We start from the raw sequence: 19,430 nt of genomic DNA, 5'->3' as shown, positions 1-19,430 counted from the left end.
GGAGAGAAGCAATGAGCGACACAGACTTTGTAGCGGAAAGATACTGGGATGACGTGCAGGTCGGAGATTGTCTGCCTGAAATTACTCTCGCTCTCGATAGCACTGCGATGGTCCTTCAGGTGAGCGGTTCCCAGGACTGGAGCCGGATACACCACGATATTGACTACGCCAAGGACAGTGGCATTCCCAATATTTTCTATAACACGGGGTGGACGACAGCCTTACTCGGGAGGTTGATGACTGACTGGATTGGGCCTTCCGGCTGGGTCGAGAACATGGGGTTTCAGATGCGCGGCATGAACCCTCAGGGTTCTGAGGTGACGGCCAGCGGAAAGGTGGTTGAAAAGAGATTCGAAGACGGCAGGGCGCTTGTCGATCTCGAGATCAATCTTGTAAACAGCGAGTATGGGCCGACCACACCCGGCAAAGCAACCATCAGGCTGCCTCGAAAATGATAGACATAGATCCGATTCATGCGGCGCAAACCTATGAATTCGCGGGGCAGGATGTGCCTTCGTTACTTAGGCAGCGTGCTGCAAATCAAGCGGAACGTCCGGCACTGATATGGGAGCCCAAGAGCGGCATTGAAGCGGTCTGGACTTATCGGCAGCTGGATGAAGAGTCCGACGAAATTGCGGCGGGCTTGTGCGCCAGGGGTGTGCAGAAGGGCGATAGGGTTCTGATTCACGCTGACAATTGTCCTGAAACGATACTCGTTTTCTATGCCTGCGCAAAAATAGGCGCGGTTAGTGTAGTAACAAATACACGTTGCGTTGCTGCTGATATTCGGTATTTCGCTGAGCATACCAACGCGGTGCTCGCCATTACGCAGCCAAAATACGCTCCACTGGTGCTATCCAACGCGCAAACATGCCGGTCAGTCTTTGTTACCAGCACAGATTCTGGTGTGACACCCGAACTCGATCGCATTCCTGATGCCTGTGAATCGTTCGAGGCGCTTTATGGCGACGCTTCCATGGCGCCAGCGCGAGATCCCGAGCCGATGTTGCCGGTCGGAATTATGTACACATCAGGAACGACCAGCAGGCCCAAGGCTGTTGTGCACACGCATGCCAATGCACTTTGGGCAGGCAGGATGAGCACCGCTTCGATGGACTATCGCAGTAGCGACAAGTTCCTGGCGTTTCTTCCATTGTTCCACGTTAACGCGATGGGCTGGGGCGTTTGGGGCTCTCTGGGGGTTGGCGCCGCGTTGGTGCTGCAGCCGAAATTCTCGTCGAGTCGTTTCTGGGAGGTTATTCAGAAACACCAGGTCACCCATTGTTCTGTCGTCTCTTTTGTGTTCAAGGCCATTGCGGCGTATCCGGTGCCAGAGCAACACAGTCTGCGCGTACTGGCCATGGGCGTAATTGTGCCGGAAATTGGCGAATGGCTGAAAGTCAGGCCCTATGCATGTTGGGGTATGACCGAAATGGTAAGCAACGCAACCCGATCCTGTGAATTTCAAGAATATCCCAGAAACTCTATCGGCAAACCTGTGCCAGGCTACAATCTGGCGATAGTCAACCCTGAGACGGGCGAGCTTTGTGGAGAGGGAGAAACAGGAGAGCTATGGGTCCACGGCACACGAGGCGTGACGATCTTTCTGGAATACTTCGACAACGAAGAAGCTAACGAGAAAGCCTTCACGAAAAACGGCTGGTTCAAAACAGGCGACTGGGTGCGTTTGGGGCCCGAAGGCAACTTTTTCTTTTGCGATCGTGACAAAGACGTCCTGAAAGTCGGCGGAGAAAATGTTTCTGCTTTGGAGGTGGAAAATTGCGTTCGAGAGGTGCCGGGTGTGTCAGATGTGGCTGTGGTTGCCAAGCATCATTCGATGCTGGATATGGTATCCGTCGCATTCATAGAGGCAAGTGTGGATTCGGAAGCACAACAAGAAGAATTGAAATCCAGGATTCTTGAGCACTGTAAAGAGAAGTTGGCAGATTTCAAGGCACCGCGCGCGGTCTACCTTATCGATGCTTTACCGAGAGGAACAATGGACAAGGTCACGAAAACCGAGCTTCGACAAATGGCAGAGAGTATGCCCTCTATAGATTAGATGCACTGACGGAGAACCCGGATAAACATGCAGATTTCGCTGCACATAACTCTGCCGGGAGATGTTGTTAGCGGCCGTTCTTTCCTCGCAGAATCGTTATATTTCCATCACTCGTTCTCCTGAGGGCGAGCCGTCTTCCCAAAGGGAATGGGCATCCGCATCCACCTGTTAGTCTTCTCGTGGTGCGATGGCGGGTTTGCAAAGGGTGCAGTTGGCGTCACGTTCTCCGCCACCCGATTCCACATAACGCAGCTTGTGCGTGGCCGAACCGCGGTTGCTTGATACCTGATAGCGTCGCAGGGGATTCACCGCGATCGCCTGAACCACGGCGCCGCGTCCCGTGTGGTGGCTTCCTTCGATGACGTCCCGTTCAAGTTCTTCAAGATAATCGAACTGCAGCCCTGCTAGTTCTTGTTCCAGGGCTGCCTTACTCATCATCAGTTCCGCAACGGGCGGGCCTCCAGTGCCGTAGTCCAGTTGCTTTGCTGTGTAAGCCTCGAGCAGAAAAATGCCACCGCGCTTCAGTGCTTTAGTTACATTGCGGTGCAGGCTTTCGCGAAGCTGGCGTGGTACATGGCAGAAAAAGGAAACTATTCCATCCCATTGGTTAGTGCCAAGATCAAAATGTTCCAGGTCGGCGTGGATGCAGTGAATGTGCACGCCGTGTTTAGTAGCCAATCTTTTCGCCTTTTCAAGGCCAACATCGGACTGGTCCACAGCGGTGACCTCGTAGCCCTGCCGGGCGAGGAACACTGCATTCCGGCCCTCGCCCTCAGCGAGGCATAATACTTTGCCTTTGGGGATTATCTGAAAATTTGCCGCCAGGAAGGTGTTAGGCTCCTCACCGTAAATATAGTCTTGGGTGTTGTATCGCTCGTTCCACATGGTGGCCTACCTACTTATGCTCAAACGGTGACTTCAGTCTAGCGCAGTGCAACATCGGCAGCACCCGTTTACCGGCTTTGAGCTATAGGACATTGATGCGTACGTTGTGGTTTATGAGGTTTATCACTCAGTGCGATGCAAGCGAATTACAAGTTGCCAGATTCAAGGCTGAATTATAGCAATCAACAGTTTGTCCCCTACTACGCTGACGTAAGCGTGGGCGTGGCAGTTTGGTGCCTTGCCCCATGGAGGCAATGACCTCTTCGCCACGGGCGAAGCGGTAGGCATCTGCTGGTGTCAGCCTGGCGCTTAAAGCGCGCGCAGTCATGGAGAGCGAGGTGTGTAGATGTGGATCCTCAAAAAAAGGGAATGTTTGGAAATTGCGGCCAACGTAAGGTGAGTAACCGGACTGGTGGCTGAAGACATTGTCGACCGTCTTCCTTTCGGGGCCCCCAAACACAGAGTGCCAGACGAATCAGCGGCGTAGGCTATGGGAGAGGCAAGGCATGCAACCATTCCCTGCGAAAGTGATAAAAGTGCGCTTTATGCGTTATCCTCTGGGTGAAACGTTCGGAAATACTGGTTTAGTCTTTACTGCTGGTTCAGGCTGCATTAGCAAGTGACTTTGACTTCATCATAGGCACGGGGCGCGATGCTTCAATAGGCAGGATTACCAAGAATAGCCTTGAACGGGTGAGTTGACTAAAAAGACGCCAGGTAGGTCTACAACGCTTGTCAATATTTGTGTTGTCAGGGCCAGACACAAACGCGCTGTGTGACGAGCTGGGTTTATAGCGTCAAATAAATGATCCTGCTTTTTAGCCACGAAGACAGTCAGAGCCTGTAAAATCAAAAACAGGAGGGATATGCGAGTGAACTCAGAGAAAGAAAAAAAACGTCTTGGCGATTTGCTCTTGTATCGGATTATGGACACTGCTTCGGAAAAAGCGTTTGATAGCTTAACGGAGGTAGCCGCAACGATCTGCGAGGCGCCTATCAGTCTGATTAGTTTGGTGGATGACTCTCGTCAATGGTTCAAGTCTCGAGTCGGGCTCACGGCAACTGAAACGCCGCGTGAGCAGGCTTTTTGCGCTCATGCCTTCGATAGGAGCGATTTACTGATCGTTGAGGATGCGACCAAAGATGAACGTTTTCAGGATAACCCGCTTGTAGTCAACAACCCGGGTATTCGCTTTTATGCTGGAGCGCCACTGGAGATGTCAACGGGCTCCACGCTTGGTACGCTGTGCGTCATTGATCGTGTCCCACGCACGCTGACCGATGCGCAGCGTTGTGCTCTCGCGGTGTTGCGTGATGCTGTGGTGGCACAACTGGAAGTTCGTCGTTTTCGATTGGAGATGGAATCAGTGCAGTCTCTATTACCCATTTGTGCCTGGTGTCGAAAGGTGAGGGTAGGAGCATCTGAATCGACGCAACCTGAAAGCTGGGTGCCGCTTCACGATTTTGTGGCGGATGCAGCACCAGTCACCCACAGCATTTGCCCCTCATGTTGCCAACACGAGTCATTGAGCTGACGGGTTTTTGCTACAGTCAAGAGTGTGGCGAAGTTGAGGCCTGAAAACCGGCTTACATGCTCGCTGACCGCGACGCTACTGTGGTCTGGAGGATTTGAGGCGGGCCAGATCAGGCTTCAAGTCGCACAACGACGTCGCTCGAAATCAGCCCTTCGTCCGCAAAATTGCGGAGCCGCTTTAGCAGATACTCCGAAATGACCACGCCTTCCCGGACGACCAGCACGCTATCGGTATTATATATGTCCTGCGCGAGTGTATAGCCTTCCTCCAGCGAACGGAGACTGACTTTCACTATGGTCTTGTCAATTCCATCCGGACCTGCAAACTTTTCAAGTGCTGCAAGTACGCCTTTATCAAAAAAGCGTATTCTTTCTCGGAGTGTCTCCCAAACTCTATCCGTCGCATAACCTAATGTAACAAGATTCTCATACTCATTGATAACTCGAAGCACTCTCGCGCCGAAGGGAATAGCATCGCCAGCTATGCGATGTTCGTCAGGATCTCCGGAACCATCATAATTCTTGTATTGAAGCGCTATCGCCTCGGCTACGGGCTCGAGCCGGGGTATTTGGTTCACAAGCCTCGCCCCAACGTTTACCTGGCTTCGTACATGCCCCATATCACTTTCAGAAAGGGCAATGCCCTGCGTGACCCGGTTAATCACTTCCTGAGGCATGGATAACATGCCAATATTCCCAAGTAGGGCCGCGGTTTCGGTGGGCCATCTATCGCTCACGCCGAGCTCTTCGCAGATCTGGGCTGCCATTCTATGTCGCTCCGCCGCCCGACCAAAGACCACCGGATTGGCCATCCCCAGAATGTCCACCAGCATTCCAACGCTCCCACGCATAGTCTGTTCCAGAAGAAGCTCTTCAGCTTTCTTGATTTGAAACTTCTGGATTGCCTGCTGCATTACACGCTTCAATTCCACGAGCGTGATAGGTTTGGTGAGAATCCTGAACACATCTCCTTCATTGACCGCTGCGATTGTGGTGTCTTTGCTTGCAAAGCCTGTTAGCAAGATGCGGACCGAATTCGGCGCAAGCTGCTTCACCTGTTTCAGGAAGGAGATTCCGTCCAGTCCGGGCATTCTCAGGTCAGTGATAACGACAGAAAAAGTATTGTCGCGACTGAGTAACTCCAGTGCTGCCGCCGCGCTGGACGACGTGAAGACCTCGTGCTCAGATGCAAACACATTCCGATGGAACGCGAGTATGCTTTCCTCGTCGTCTACAAAGAGTAGCTTTCCTTTCATGGTATCCGCATCCTGAATATTTTATTTCCAAATCATGTTTGGCGGTGGGTCTTTTCTTGCCTACGTGTGACAGGCGGCTTCAGCGGGGTGAAGAACATGGCGCAATTTTCGCTCCAGCTCACGACGACCGTACGGCTTTGCCAGTACGTGAAACGCCGATGTAGAAGGACCGGGGGAGTTGTGTCCGGCGCCAAGATATCCAGACGTCAAAAGCACCTTGATCGTCGGTTTCTGGCGCAGCGCAATTTCAGCAAGTCGGTCGCCCTGAATCCCGCCGGGGAGTATCAGATCCGTGAATAGCAGGTCAATATCAGATCGCATGGCAAGCGCCTCAAGAGCCTCGTTCACTGATTTCGCGGTATGCACGCTGTATCCCATCGAGGAGATAACGCTTACGGCGTGCGTCCTGACGAGATCGTCATCCTCGACAACCAGAATATGTTCATGAGAGGCGGAAACGGGTAGCGTGGTTTCCTGAATTGACTTCTGCGCGGTATAGGTTTTCGGCGCGATGGGCAGATACAGGTTTACTGTTGTGCCTCTTCCTTTTTGCGAGAGGATACGAATGTGACCACCTGACTGCTTGATGAATCCATACACCATGCTCAGGCCGAGCCCGCTGCCCCGCTTGGCACCTTTGGTTGTGAAGAATGGTTCTAAGGCTCGGTTGCGCACGTATTCAGACATACCACTTCCAGTGTCCTTAATCGAAATTTTGACGAAGGTGTATGGGGCAACGTCGTTTTGAGTGTGTCGTTTAGTTGCTTTGATAACGATATTTGATGTCTCTACGGTTATGGTGCCGTCACCGCAGATAGCATCTCTCGCGTTGATGACAAGATTTAGTAGCGACGCTTCCAACTGTGCTGTATCCGCGTAGGCTAGTTGAAGATCGCCGCCCTCAACGACCTTGAATTCGATATTTTCCTGAATTGAACGACGCAGGAGCATGGCAAAGTCAGCGATCAAAGCGTTCACGTCAACAGGCTGTGGCTCTAGAGGCTGTTTGCGAGAAAAGGCCAGCAGCCGCTTAATCATCTCGTTACCACTGTGTGCGGCAGTGACGATCATGTTCGCCAGTGAGTGCAGCCCATTGCTATCCTGTTCTTGCAATTTTTCTACCAGAAGCTCAGCGTTCCCCAGAATTACTGTCAGGAGATTGTTGAAGTCGTGGGCGACTCCACCGGTAAGCTGACCAACGGCCTCCAGTTTTTGTGAGCGGTGTAGGTGAGCCGCGAGTTCGTTGCGATCGGTGACGTCCATCATGCTATTCAACACACGTATCGGTTCCGCATCGTGCCCACGGACAGCGTAGCCCCGATCAACGATAGATACGCAAACGCCTTCTGCTTCTACCAATCGGTACTCGCATTCCCAAATCGATTCATTACCGGCTAGAAATGCCTTCAGGCTGGATTGAACTCTCTGTCGGTCTACGGGGTGAATGATGTTTGTCCAGTCATTGAGGCGGCTTGTGCCGCCGCTATCGAGGGACATCAGGCGCTCTCCTTTCGCGTTCCACCGGATAGTGTCCGATGCGATGTCCCAGTCACGCACCATGTCCTGCGTTGCCGAGGCGAGAAATTGAAAGCGCTCTTCGCTTTTGCGAAGCCGTTCCTCTGCCTCCTTGCGTTGCGTTATGTCACGCTGCACCGATACGAAATGCGAGTATCTTCCGCTCTCGCCGGTGAGAGGTACTATGTCCAGCTCAAACCAGAGTGGATCGCCGGATTTCGTATAGTTGATGATCTCGCTGCGTATCGGCGTGAATGTTTCCAGGGCTCGTCTGATTCGATCGAGTTCTTTCCGGTCTGATAGTGCGCCCTGTAAAATTCTGGGAGTCTTGCCCAGTACCTCTTCTCGCTTGTAGCCGGTGATGCGGACGAAGGCCTCGTTTACATAGACAATTCTTGGTCCCGCTGGCGCTTCAATTGTATTACAGTCAGTAATAAGCAACACGTCATTTATGCGTGATGCTGCGGCCTCGAGCAGCCGCAGGTTTTGCGTGCTCGCATGCGCTTGCGTCGTGTCGCGGAAGTATATGGCGAACCCACCCAGAATCTTATGAGCCTCTCCGCTGACCCAAATTGAAAGCGGCTCGAGGTATTCCTCAAATTCAATGGAGGAGCCGTCTTCTCTGCAGGCTTTTAGGTTGTTCAGGAGCCGACAAACCGGGTTTAACGGGATGACCTCCGCCAGTTGTTTGCCAGCGAAGGGCGACTCTGTATTTCCGATGAGCCGAATGAAATCCTGGTTTACAAATGTGACTTGCAGGCTGGGGTTGGTTATGAGGAAGGACGTGTTCATGCTGTCGACAATGCTTTTCAGTCGGCCGTCCAGCCAGCTCACATCGTCCTCGTCTTCAAATCTCGTACAGCTACTTACCCTGTCGTATTTCGACTGTGGCAAAAAATCGGTGGCTGGTGAGTGACTCTCGAGCCGACTCAAAGGCGCGATGTCAAAGAAGTTCGGGTTCCCGAATGTTGACAAACTTCGCGTGGCACGCGCATTACTATGGTCCTCGACGTCCTTGCGGGGTTCATGCATGTCACGACTAGCTCGTTCAGCTATCCATGCTAATATCTCGTTTTCGGCCATGGGCTTGGCAATGTGGAACCCTTGTGCGACGTCGCAGCCGATGGCAGTCACGAACGCCAGTGTCGCCGCGTCTTCGATTCCCTCCGCTGTTGTCTGCATGCCCAGACTTTTTCCTAGCTCAACGATGGAGCGTACGGCAGTCCTTGATTCCCGGGAACGCATCGAATTATTCACGAAGGAGCGGTCGATCTTGATCTCCGAGAAGGGTAATCTGACAAGCTGTGCCAACGAAGAGTACCCCGTACCGAAATCATCGATCGACAGCAGGAAGCCCCTCATGCGCAATCGTGTCAACAGCTCAAGGGAAATTGTCGGCTCATCCATGGCACTTGTTTCCGTGAGTTCCAGAACCACACGAGAGGTAGGAACCTTTGCTTTGGCGCAATAGTGGAAGAGGGTCTCAGAAAAGTTAGCGTTGCGCAGGCTCCTCGCGGATATATTTACGGAGATGTGGACGTCGTCGCCACACTGATCCCATACGGCAGCGTTATCCGCGTACCACGAGAGAGCGGTGGAGAAGACATAATGCGTCAGGGGCTCCATGAGTTCGGAGTCTTCCACAAAGGGTAGGAAGCGATCGGGCCCTAAAAGTCCCAGGCTCGGATGATTCCAGCGGACAAGCGTCTCGAAGCCTCTGATATCTCTTGACCTACAATCGATTTTTGGCTGGTAATGAAGAACCAGCTGTCCACTGTGGATGGCTGTTTCGATATCTCGAAGACTCACTGTATCTGCTTGATGTGTTTGTTTCGTAGTTCGAGTCTGATATTGGTGATCCGATACCTCAAGTAGATAACGAAGGCTTGTGATGTCATAGGGTTTTGCGAGCTCGCCGGCAAGCTGCAAGCCCTGCTCCTCAGCTGCCAGCGAAGCAGCGTGTACGACCCGGTCGTTGGCGCCGCTTGCGATAATTATTCTGGCTTTGCAGTGCAGATTTGCGAGCTTGCGGATGACCTCCAGGCCATCCATGTCAGGCATGAACAAGTCTATCGCGATGTAGTCTGGCGATTCCGATTCCAGGGTGTGAAAAAACCTCGTCGTGTCCGTAAAGACGCGTGCCACCATTCCGTTAGATTCGACCAGGCGAGCGAGAGTTTGTCCAACGAGTTGGTCATCGTCGAGCACATAGAACGATTCAGGTACATGTCCCGTGCTGTTGTCCTTTAATCCATTGTTCCGTGAATCTTGCTTCGTACTACTCGGGTTAGACAACCTAGTCACCTTTGGTAGTTATATGGGCCCACTGAGGAACGGTCGATTCGGCAGGCTCGTTTGCTTGCTGAAAACGGGGAGAGTTTGACGCCCTGTGTCTTTGTTAACCGTCGATCAATCTGGCTGGCGGCCGCGAGATTACTGCGGGTGTCAGACAATCGCGCTTCTGATGTGTCGCCGCGAGTGAGCTATGATTCGGAAAAGATGTAGCGCTGCCGGCTTTGATTTGTCTCGCAAAGAGAGGCTGGTGAGAACGCTGTTCCTGGGAAATATCGCTTCCAGACCTAAACGCGACCACCGTGGCGCAGTGGAGTGTCCGTTATATGTACGAAAAAGTTCACGAAGTTTGCTCCTGTTGACGCCATGTCTAGCTTTGAGCGGTCATGATTCCATAGAGGGCGCGGACCTAACTTCCCTAGAGTAGGCCGGGTTGTCTTTGCTCGCTATCAGGGATTCCCTGAAATAGACTACTCAATGGTGTTGAAGATTAGCAACTGCTTGTCAGCTATCGATCAGTTCCGTCTGGAGGCAGTACCGGGTCAGTTCCGCAACAGAGTAAAGTTCGAGTTTATCCATAATGTGCTTTCTGTGTGATTCGATTGTCTTGACGCTCAGGTGTAGTTGCGTTGCGATTTCCCGTGTGGAGCGTCCCAGGCCAATGAGCCGCAGAACCTGCTCTTCGCGGATGCTGAGTGCGGCTCGTGCATCTTGAGGTGAGAGCTTGGCTTTGAGTCGTCTGCAAGTGAATGCCTTACCCGAGAGAACAGTCTGAATAGCGTCTCCGAGTTCATCCACGGCCGCTTCCTTGAGTAGATAGCCAAGCGCGCCCGCTTCGAAAGCTTGCCTTACGAAGTGGGTCTGCGAGTGCATGGACACGACAACGACCGCCGGTTTGGGTGTCATACGTTGTGTTTCCTTGATCGCGATTAAACCGTGTTTCTTGGGTAGTTGAAGGTCAAGTACCAGTACATCCGGCTTGGTACGTCGTGTTTCGGCAATAGCGGCATCCCCGTCTGCGGCCTCGGCAACCACGTTGAAACCGTTGATTGAGCTAAGATAGGCCACAATTGCGCTACGTAGCATCTCGTGGTCCTCGGCAACCACAATGGTGATATCTTTCATGTGAGGGCCTCTTTTACTATTGGAATTTCCATTATGACCTCCGTGCCGCCTTCGTTCGGGGTACGTACCTCCAGCGAGCCTCCAAGGTCTTCAAGGGTGTATCCGCAACTATACAGCCCGTATCCCGGAGCTTTTCCGCGATGATGGAACGGGTCGACTTTGATCCCACGTCCGTCGTCCCGGATTTTTATCCGCAAAGCGTTCATTCCGTGCGCGATGGATAGTTTTACCCTCGATGCCTCTGCGTGCTTGACGACATTGACGAGTAATTCCCTTGTGCAACGAAACAGGCTGGAGGCGCGAGACTTGTCAAGTTCCGGCGATTGATCACACTCGAATGTGGTGTCGATCTGATGGTCCGACATCAAGTCAGAGAGTAGTTGTTGCAGCGCCGCCTGAAAGTCACCACCCTCGTGCACGGATGACGCGACGTTTGCAGTTATCGACCGGGAAATCCTTATGGCTTCATCCAGAATTTCCTTCAGTTCAATGAGCATGCGATCGTCTGATTGCTCAACCTCCATACGCGCCCCCAGAAGGTCAAGTTTGATTCGTGCGAGTGCAAGCGTTTGCCCGAGGCTATCGTGAACCAGCCTGGCGGTAGCGGCGCGGAACTCGTCCTCTTTCCGATTCTGGCGTACCGCAAGCTCTCTGATCTGCCTCCGCCCCCGCTCGATTTCGTTAATGCGGGAATTTCTGTCATCGGCAGTCGCACCGATAATGATGCTTGTGGCGGTGTTGATCAAAAGGTACAGGCAAAGGCCAACTGAAAACTCATGCGATGAGGCGGCGAAAATTTGCGCAGTTTCATTTACAACCCCTGCGCTGGCAAACGCCGCCACTACAATGTTGCACGTTGCTGCACCGATAGACCCAAATCTAGCTGCCGACCAGAACAATCCAGGCGTTACCAGATAGATGCTGGCCGGATGTGTTGAGAGTTCGAAGAGAAATACAGCAGAGGAAACGCCTACGATGATTAACGCCAAGGTAATGGCTTCCGCTTTTTTCCTCGTAAGCGAGACTCGTCCCGACAAGAAAAGCCACGCTGAAACAGCGGCAGGCGTCACGATGATTGTACCGGAGGCCTGTACAAGAGCCGACTCCGCCCAGCCTGACGTTAGTGGGTCAATCGTGCTGGAAAGACTCACAAGAGCCGGTGGAATTGCAAAAATCGACGGTAACAATGCCCCCGCTATAAGTACAAAGTAGGTGGTGCGTGTTAGAGCTGTTTGCGTGTGTGAGCAAAGATATCGAAGCAACACGGCACCACAAAGACCCTCAAGTGTTTTTGACAGGGCGAAGACGAGCGCTGCTGCGATTGGTGCGCCGTATACCATCAGATCCATTAGTAGCTGAATGAAAAAGATCGAAGGTACGATCGCCAACCATTCACGCCTGGAGGTAAGCAAGAGACCGGCCCAGTAAATCCCCGCCGCGAGGTACATGAAGGGGAGGTCGTTTCGTGATGCGTACAATCCGAGCACAACTAGCGCAGCGATAGCGTAACAGGCCGCGGTTACTGCAACAAAATGCCAGCGAATTTTATGTTGTTCGATTTGAGCGGGAAGCCAGTCACGGACACAAGGTATATCTCCCGACAATTCGAACAGAGCATCGGGCGTCACTCTCGCCATAACGTTTCTCCGTGTGGATATACGTAATGGGTTACTTGTGTGATTATCAGTGTAGAGGTTCGATGCCGTGAAGTCACGGTCGACTTTTGACCTGGTGTGGTTTGGTTGTCAATGAAACTCCATGCTTCAGGCCGACATGTTCGTCTACTGATTTTCAGTCGTTTAAGCACCCACTACTGCATTGCGGGGGTGCGCTGTACAGTGACATTTGTGATTCTGCGAGCTTCTCCGTCTTCTCCGCCGCAAGATGGTGGGCGTGGGGAAAATCTTCCTCGATGGTACAGCGTCCCCACTCCCTGTTGTCGAAGTCGACAGAAGCGGTGAGTACCGAGGTCGCGCCATGGAATGAGGCCGCGACTCAGCCATCGTGGTAGAGCGCGCGGTGGCCCCTGGTTCCAAAGTATTGAGTCTGGCGTGTGCCCGGTGCCTCGATTGGGGTTTGTTGCCTCCAGAAGCGTCGGTGCGATATCAACCACATGGCGGAATTGCGGGCGGGTACCGCTTGTGTGCGGACTTCGCGCGTGCCAGCTGACGATCATGCCGTTGCCTGTGCCACCAAAGTGAGAGGGTGCACGCTTCATTCACTGGAAGGGCAAAGCCCCTCCCAGGCCCCACGCACAGGATAGTGATTTTCGTGGACGGGCCTGCCGATCTCATGCCCGGACTGGGCAAGCAAGCCCACGAAAACGTTCTGTCGCCGGGCTTAGAGCCGTCTGGCATCTGTGCTGACCGTGTCCCAGGCCTCGATCGCCTTCGGTCGCGGTGTCAGGCCGGTGTTTTCGGGCGGAAGGCCAAGGTTTCCCCGTCTGGCGTGTTGTGTCACTGACCAAACGCAGCAGTGGAATACCCGTGATCTTTCATAAATTGCGCGATGGTTCCCGACGAGCAGGGCCAGACGCTGTTGTAGCCGGGATATCCGGTGGACAGTTCGCTGATAGTGCCGAAGCCGCTCTGGTAGTGGTTGCGCACCGCCAGTAGCGCCGCGCGCGTGGGCGTCGGGATCGGCCCGCCGTAGGTGCCGGGTTGGCCAAAGCCAAGATCGTCGAGGAGAATGACCTCGACATTGGGTGCGCCAGCGGGCGGCGTGACCGTCTGTGGGTAGTCCCGGGTTGAACGCTCGAGTCTTGGCGTTTTTTCTACGCCGCACACCGACCGTCTGCCACTATGCACCGGCGTTTTTCGGTTGAGCGTGACTTGAGCATGAGCGCGGGCTCCTAGCGCGTTCGAAGCCTGTTCGGAACAACAGTTGCGTGCACGACCCACCTATTGCGCTGGCGCTGCCCAGTCTTATGGCTGTTGTGCAGGTGGCAGCGTTCAGCCGTTCGCCGCACACAGGGCCTCCCCTTTGATGATCTTTGCCATATCCTGAATTTGCGGATGGTCGAAATTCTGTTCTTTGTAAGCGATGTAATGTTGTGACGAAAAACTGTGGGCCCCCATCTTCAATGGTCTCAACAAATGTCGTTCCACCCAGGGCTCTGCCGCGTGACACGGCAGAAAACCTATATACCTGCCTGACAGGATCATCATGAGTTGTGCTTCGGTGCGAGATACCTGTGCACTTGCCCTTGGGTGGCCCACCCGATAAATATCGTCAAGCTTGCGATATCCCCTCACGCTGAAACGCGCTGCATCCAGCATCTTGCGCGTGATTTTGTCCTGCTCAACGCCAAACAGCTCATTTCCCTTTCCACAGTACAGGGCATGCAGTTCCTGGTGTATGGGCGTGTAGAGGATCTGGTCCAGTTTTGACGTGAACGGGCCGACTGCCAGGTCCATGCGGTCGTCTGCTATGGCGGCGGCCAGCTCTTCAGGGGTACCCAGCTCCAGGCTGATGAAAATATCACCGTGCGTAGCGGGGAATGCCTCTAGCGCCCGTTGCAGTCCAAGACACGCATTGGTTACCACCCCATCGATGATGCCCAGCCTCAAACGTTTTTGCGGAAGCGATTGTTGCCCCATGGTTTCGTTGAACGCCTCAATATCTGCGAACAGTTTTTTGGCGGCGCTGTAGGTTTTGCTACCGAAAGGGGTCAATCGGAAGCCCTTGCGGCCACGATCGCACAGGCGGTTGCCCAGTCGTTGCTCCAGTGTTGATAGATGCGTGCTGAGCGTTGGCTGTGAAATATTCAGTTCAGCCTGTGCCTCGGTGAAGCTGCCCGCTTCCACCAGAGTGGCGAAGATCCGAAGCAACCGCAAATCCATGTTATCCATTCGTCGCATCGCTACTCACCATTACATTGAAAAAAACGAATGTAACACTTCATTATTCGTTATTCATCTCCCCATCTACTCAGTGTTCAATTGATCCTTCCCCTGTAAATACAGGAATCCTACCTTGATCGTTGACTTTTAGGCAGGCAAATATGAGTACAGGTATTACTACTCGTGCGGCGGACAGCATTGGCACAGCACACGAGGCGGCTACCACCGGGATTGATGAGATCAACAGTGACCTTATGGCGTGTGCGCAGCTACCGCTGACCCGGGCGAAAACGCTGCCTCAAGCGGCCTACACGAGCGAAGAGTATTTCCAGTTCGAGCGCGCAAATACACTGGCCACTGGGTGGATGTGCGTCGCGCATGTCTCGCAAATCAAAGCGCCCGGCAGCTATGTGGCGCTCGATCTGTTGTCAGAGCCATTGATGGTCGTGCGCCAATCCGATATGAGCATTCGTGTTCTGTCCCGGATCTGCCCTCACCGGGCGGCTGACATCATGCACGAGTGCTTCGAAAACCCACGCGAAGGCACAACAAAGCGGTTCAGTTGCCCCTACCACGCGTGGTCATTTGAACTTGATGGCAAGTTGCGGGCGGCGCCGGAGATGCAGGCCTCAGACAATTTCAGCATCAGTGACTGGGGGTTGTCGCCTTTCCGCTCAGAGGTTTGGGAGGGGTTTGTCTTCGTGAACCTCAATGGCAGCGCCCCTGCGCTAGCCGAACAGTATGCCGAATTGCAGGAGGTGATAGGCCCCTGGAACGTAGCCGAGCTTGAAGTGGCTATCAAACTGGACTGGGAGTGCGAGTTCAACTGGAAAGTCATGATCGAGAACTGGATGGAGTCCTATCACCACATGGGGGCTCACCACGACACATTGCAGCGAACGATGCCCGCTCGCACAACCTGGACCGAGGCGGAGAAACCCGGGTTTATCCACTGCCACTTGCCGTTTAACCCGAAGGCCGTGCAGGAAGTGCAGGATGAATTGGCGTCTGGCGCAGAACCCAGGGGCTTTAAACTGATTCCCAACCTGAGCGTTGACCAGCAACTGGAGTGGGGGCTCTTTCTGGGGTTTCCGTGCTTCCTGTTTCTGACTATGCGGGACCGCGTGCTCTGGTACCGTCTCTTCCCCATCAGTGCCAACCGCTGTCGTGTGGAAACCATGACGCTCATCACTAAAGAAAACTTCGCGCACGATAACATCGACGAGCTTCTCTCCAGCGAAACCAGAATGCTCTCGGATTTCCACTCGCAGGATATGCAGGTAAATACGGCGGTCCAGCGTGGCCTGGCGTCCAGCAAGTCAGTACGTGGGAGGCTTTGTGTTTTAGAAGAACCGGTGTGGCTGATTCAGCGCTACCTGGCGGCACGGGTTCAGGGTGTGTATCCCACACGCGCGGCCTTGAAGGGAGTGGAGCGGAGTCAACAAGAGTCTGCTCAATGCTGACCTATGCGCACAGATGTGCTGTGGTTACAGGCGCGGCGAGTGGCATAGGCAAGGCCATTGCAACCGAGTTCGTGGCCGCAGGCATCAGTGTCGTCGGCATTGATCTGCAGGGCGCAACGAACGCTGGCTTTCCGATGGTGCAGGCAGACCTGGCGGATGAGGCGGCCATAGTGTCTGCAATCGAGCAAGCGAAAAGTCAGCTTGGCGGAATTAATCTGCTGGTGAATTCGGCGGGTATTGAGATCGATGAAGCGCTCAGCGAGTTGAAAGCCGACAGCCTGGACCGTATGTATCAGGTTAATGTGCGCGGACTTCTGCTGATGAGCCGGGAGGTTGTGAAATCATTGACAGATGATGCTGGTGACGATGCCCTGAGAGTCATCAATGTCGCCTCAGAGCTGGGCTTCCTCGGGCGCGCCGGCGCCGCTGCGTACAGTGGCACCAAGGGCGCGGTCATTGCTATTACGCGTTCGTTGGCACGAGAGCTCGGCAGCCGCGCGCGGGTGAATGCTGTTGCCCCGGGGCCGATTGACACGCCACTGATCAACTTTTCCGCAATGACGGCGGCCCAACAGGCGCTCGAATGCGAAAACCCGTTGGGCCGAATAGGGCAAGCAGCGGAAGTTGCAGGCGTTGCCTGCTTTCTGGCCAGCTCCGGTGCCAGCTTCGTAACCGGGCAGTGTTATGGCGTTGATGGCGGCGCCGCAATGCGCTGATGACGCAACGTATGCCACAAGAGAGAATCCCTGCATGACAATAGAAACCAATCTGATGGCAGAGCTCACCTGGGTCGAGTACCAGGCCAGTATTCAGCGCGAAAATCCGTTCGTTTTACTGCCGGTGGGCGCCCTGGAGCAACACGGTCCACACTTGCCCATGGGGACAGACCACCTGGTACCCCTCGCAATCTCCAAAGCCATTGCTGACCGAATTCGTGCTATCGTCGCTCCGCCTTTCAACTACGGCTACAAGTCGCAGCCACGAATGGGCGGAGGTAACCATTTCTGTGGCACAACCAGTCTCGAAGGCCACACGTTGTCATTGTTATTACGCGATGTATTGCTGGAGTTTGTTCGCCATGGTGTCAAGCGTATTGCAGTGATTGATGGTCACTATGAGAACATGATGTTTCTTACTGAGGGGATAGACCTCGCATTGACGGAGGCTCGCCGCGACGGCATTACCGATGTCAGGGTTGTACGTCTGGAATATTGGGACTTCACCTCCGAGGAAACACTGAAGAAAGTGTTTCCGGGTGGGTTTCCTGGTTACGCGCTTGAACATGCGGCTGTTATGGAGACCTCCATGAGCCTGCACCTTCACCCCCACCTGGTAAGACTCGACAAGATCCCGAATGATCCACCAGCGGATTTCCCGGCGTTTGACGTATTCCCCTACAACCTGACCCAGATTCCTCCCTCCGGGGTTCTCTCGCAAGCCAAAGGCGCGAGTGCCGAGAAGGGTAAGCTGTTGTTCGATGAGTATGTGGAGAAGATCAGCGCGGCATTACAGTCAGAGATGGAGCGCCCGTGATGAGGATGCCGCAATCAGAAGAGGGGCGGGTTCCCCGCTTCAACGACCCCGGTGTCACGAAAAGCTACCTCGGTGTGTGGAAGCGCAAGGTCTGGATAGACAGCGAAGGCAACAGGGACGAGGTGACGAATCGATACTGGTTGCAGACCGGCGACTGGCACGCGGACTTGAGCATTGGGCAAGGGCGACCGGATTTTACAGGGATCGACAGTGTCACGGCCTGCAGCGTGAGCCAGTTAAAGTGGCTGGGCCTTCATCAGCAGGGTTTCTGTGGTATTACCCGGCTGAATGAGGATCTGTGTCAATGGGATCGACAACATGATTCCTCACTTCGAAACACGCCTGACATTGGAAGAATGCGATTCGAGGGTGATATCGTGCATGAAAGGGGCGTGCTGGACCCGCTCTACGAATGTTGGGAACGACTGCCCGGAAGCGAGCAGGGGAGCAGTTTCGTCCTGCAAGGCGTTGACGCCGTGCGCGGCATCGCGACCGTGTTGTTGGTTCAGGGCAGTTATTTCATGTATTTGCGTGAACGTCAGACAGCGCCAATCCGACTGTTGGCTATTCACCGACGTCTCTGCGCGGGGGTGGCTAACCGGGACGATTTGGAACGCTTTGTCGATTTCGAGCTGTCATTAGGTTGCATCCAGGCTGTGGGCTGGAGCATTTCGCATTCCACTTTACCCTGGCGCGAGAACACACTTTTCAAACCTGCGGCACCGACCGCCCACTGAGTTGGCCAGACACGCAACCTGGTTTATGAAAAGCGCCTGAAACAAGGAGGCGAGACCAGCCGTGATACAACGTTTACTGGCCTCGCCTGCCGATCAAGCTACGGCATGACCAGCAAGTCACACTCCAGCTCGTCAAGAACTTTCTCGGCTGCGTTGTTGTTTAACATCGCCGACAGGCCCGAGCGCGCCGACGTGCCCATTACCACCATTCCCGCATTGATTTCGCGGGCGGTTTTGATAATGGCATCGTGTGGCTCATCCATCACGATATGCACTCGCTCAGCTGGCACGTCGCAAGCGCGGATCAATGAGCCCCGGTCCGGCCGGTTCGCGAGGTCTTTGTAGGCGCTGATGTAATGAACTTCGGTGTCAGTCTGCTCGAAGAACTCGCGGCACATGTCCAGTATTTTCTGGTTCAGCGTGCGATAGGCGTCCTGATCGCCGCGAGTATCCAGGGCGGCGAGGATGATATCGGCTTGATTGCTGCCATCGCCCTTGACCAGCAGAACCGGGCAACTGCACTCACGTATGAGCGTCCAGTCCGAGGTCCGCTTCAGGCGGCGCTGAGCGGTAGAGTGCCGGTGGGAGGACTTCACCACGCCATCCACCTTGTGCCGCTCGGCGGCATTGACGACGGCGCGATACCAGTCCTTGTCCCACTCCACCTCAATGGCAACGGGTATTCCCTTCTCACGCAGGGGGGCAACGGCTGCCGTCAACACCTGCTGCTGTCCGGCGATGCGCTTTTCGATTTCGGCGTCCTGACCGTCACCGCGCGGCAGATCGCCGTGAATGCAACAGTAAACTCGCAGCTCCGTGTCCGTATTCTCAGCGATCGCGACCATGCGCGACAGGGCAGGCTGTTGTTCCTGGGTGGGGTCGTATACGACAAGATAGTGAGTGGTGCTCATCCAAAACCTCGCTTTCTCCGATAGGGTGTGTTCGGGCCATGATCCCCACGCTCGGGGCTTTCATCCATGCTTTGTGACCATTTTACGGTGCTTTTTCTCCCACCTCGGTTGGAGCGTTTGTGGGCCGACATAGTGTGCACTCGCAAAGCCTCCCTGTTGTCGCACAGGCAGAGACACCTGTCATCAATATACCCCAAAAAAATGTCGTTTTGGCGACATAGGTCAATTGAAACAGGCATTGACTGTGTTCAGATGCGCGCACCTCGGGCCTGGCC

The 19,430-nt window shown here is 54.2% G+C and carries 16 protein-coding genes; 7 read left to right on the top strand and 9 right to left on the bottom strand.

Annotation, left to right across the window (positions count from 1 at the left end; translation table 11 throughout):
- Positions 1-11 precede the first annotated feature (11 nt).
- Both EGJ68_RS13530 and EGJ68_RS13525 read left to right on the top strand, forming a co-directional pair.
- Positions 12-455, top strand: a complete 444-nt coding sequence (locus EGJ68_RS13530) for a hotdog family protein (RefSeq protein WP_123035101.1) — start codon at positions 12-14, stop codon at positions 453-455.
- On the top strand, positions 452-2,062 hold the full coding sequence (locus tag EGJ68_RS13525; protein WP_123035100.1) for a class I adenylate-forming enzyme family protein: 1,611 nt from the start codon (positions 452-454) through the stop codon (positions 2,060-2,062). Before EGJ68_RS13530 ends, EGJ68_RS13525 begins: the two co-directional genes overlap by 4 nt.
- A 168-nt stretch (positions 2,063-2,230) precedes the next feature.
- Here EGJ68_RS13525 and EGJ68_RS13520 read toward each other — a convergent pair whose 3' ends face one another.
- Positions 2,231-2,947 carry a class I SAM-dependent methyltransferase gene (locus EGJ68_RS13520; protein ID WP_123035099.1) on the bottom strand — a complete coding sequence of 239 codons (717 nt, stop codon included), beginning with the start codon at positions 2,945-2,947 and terminating at the stop codon, positions 2,231-2,233.
- Positions 2,948-3,074: 127 nt separating this feature from the next.
- Positions 3,075-3,407 carry a DUF3604 domain-containing protein gene (locus tag EGJ68_RS18520; RefSeq protein ID WP_123035098.1) on the bottom strand — a complete coding sequence of 111 codons (333 nt, stop codon included), beginning with the start codon at positions 3,405-3,407 and terminating at the stop codon, positions 3,075-3,077.
- Positions 3,408-3,819: 412 nt separating this feature from the next.
- Here EGJ68_RS18520 and EGJ68_RS13510 point away from each other — a divergent pair, with 412 nt between their 5' ends.
- Positions 3,820-4,482, top strand: a complete 663-nt coding sequence (locus EGJ68_RS13510) for a GAF domain-containing protein (protein ID WP_199228049.1) — start codon at positions 3,820-3,822, stop codon at positions 4,480-4,482.
- A 109-nt stretch (positions 4,483-4,591) separates the two neighbouring features.
- Here the strand turns inward: EGJ68_RS13510 and EGJ68_RS13505 are convergent, their stop codons facing one another.
- From EGJ68_RS13505 to EGJ68_RS13480, 6 genes are all read right to left on the bottom strand, one after another.
- Positions 4,592-5,737 (bottom strand): HD domain-containing phosphohydrolase, encoded by a 1,146-nt coding sequence (locus tag EGJ68_RS13505; RefSeq protein WP_123035096.1) that lies wholly within the window; start codon positions 5,735-5,737, stop codon positions 4,592-4,594.
- Between the two features lie 60 nt (positions 5,738-5,797).
- Complete coding sequence (locus EGJ68_RS13500; protein WP_158283663.1) at positions 5,798-9,460, bottom strand: EAL domain-containing protein; 3,663 nt, start codon at positions 9,458-9,460, stop codon at positions 5,798-5,800.
- 588 nt (positions 9,461-10,048) lie between these two features.
- A complete protein-coding gene (locus tag EGJ68_RS13495) occupies positions 10,049-10,669 on the bottom strand; it encodes a response regulator (protein WP_123035094.1) in 621 nt (206 codons plus the stop codon).
- Positions 10,666-12,306, bottom strand: a complete 1,641-nt coding sequence (locus EGJ68_RS13490; protein ID WP_123035093.1) for a sensor histidine kinase — start codon at positions 12,304-12,306, stop codon at positions 10,666-10,668. The genes EGJ68_RS13495 and EGJ68_RS13490 overlap by 4 nt, the downstream gene beginning before the upstream one ends.
- An 819-nt stretch (positions 12,307-13,125) precedes the next feature.
- On the bottom strand, positions 13,126-13,476 hold the full coding sequence (locus tag EGJ68_RS13485) for an alkaline phosphatase family protein (RefSeq protein ID WP_158283662.1): 351 nt from the start codon (positions 13,474-13,476) through the stop codon (positions 13,126-13,128).
- A gap of 144 nt (positions 13,477-13,620) precedes the next feature.
- Entirely contained in the window at positions 13,621-14,520 is a 900-nt protein-coding gene (locus EGJ68_RS13480) for a LysR family transcriptional regulator (protein WP_158283661.1), read from the bottom strand.
- A 152-nt stretch (positions 14,521-14,672) separates the two neighbouring features.
- Between EGJ68_RS13480 and EGJ68_RS13475 the strand changes: the two genes are divergently transcribed.
- Genes EGJ68_RS13475 through EGJ68_RS13460 form a run of 4 tightly spaced genes read left to right on the top strand, consistent with a single transcriptional unit; the run spans position 14,673 to position 18,244 of the window.
- Positions 14,673-15,974 (top strand): aromatic ring-hydroxylating oxygenase subunit alpha, encoded by a 1,302-nt coding sequence (locus EGJ68_RS13475; protein ID WP_123035090.1) that lies wholly within the window; start codon positions 14,673-14,675, stop codon positions 15,972-15,974.
- Positions 15,968-16,690, top strand: coding sequence for an SDR family NAD(P)-dependent oxidoreductase (locus tag EGJ68_RS13470; protein ID WP_123035089.1), 723 nt, complete (start codon positions 15,968-15,970; stop codon positions 16,688-16,690). The genes EGJ68_RS13475 and EGJ68_RS13470 overlap by 7 nt, the downstream gene beginning before the upstream one ends.
- A 34-nt stretch (positions 16,691-16,724) precedes the next feature.
- Positions 16,725-17,507, top strand: coding sequence for a creatininase (locus tag EGJ68_RS13465; RefSeq protein ID WP_123035088.1), 783 nt, complete (start codon positions 16,725-16,727; stop codon positions 17,505-17,507).
- The gene (locus EGJ68_RS13460; RefSeq protein WP_123035087.1) at positions 17,507-18,244 is read left to right on the top strand and encodes a hypothetical protein; all 738 of its coding nucleotides are present in this window, start codon (positions 17,507-17,509) and stop codon (positions 18,242-18,244) included. The genes EGJ68_RS13465 and EGJ68_RS13460 overlap by 1 nt, the downstream gene beginning before the upstream one ends.
- A gap of 98 nt (positions 18,245-18,342) precedes the next feature.
- On the opposite strand, the gene EGJ68_RS13455 is transcribed toward EGJ68_RS13460, so the two are convergent.
- The gene (locus EGJ68_RS13455) at positions 18,343-19,155 is read right to left on the bottom strand and encodes a universal stress protein (protein ID WP_123035086.1); all 813 of its coding nucleotides are present in this window, start codon (positions 19,153-19,155) and stop codon (positions 18,343-18,345) included.
- Positions 19,156-19,430 lie beyond the last annotated feature (275 nt).

The organism is Haliea alexandrii (genome assembly GCF_003719295.1).
Taxonomy (GTDB): Bacteria; Pseudomonadota; Gammaproteobacteria; order Pseudomonadales; family Halieaceae; genus Haliea; species Haliea alexandrii.
The sequence above is the reverse complement of the archived record's forward strand: the minus strand, read 5'-3'. Positions and strand labels throughout refer to the sequence as shown.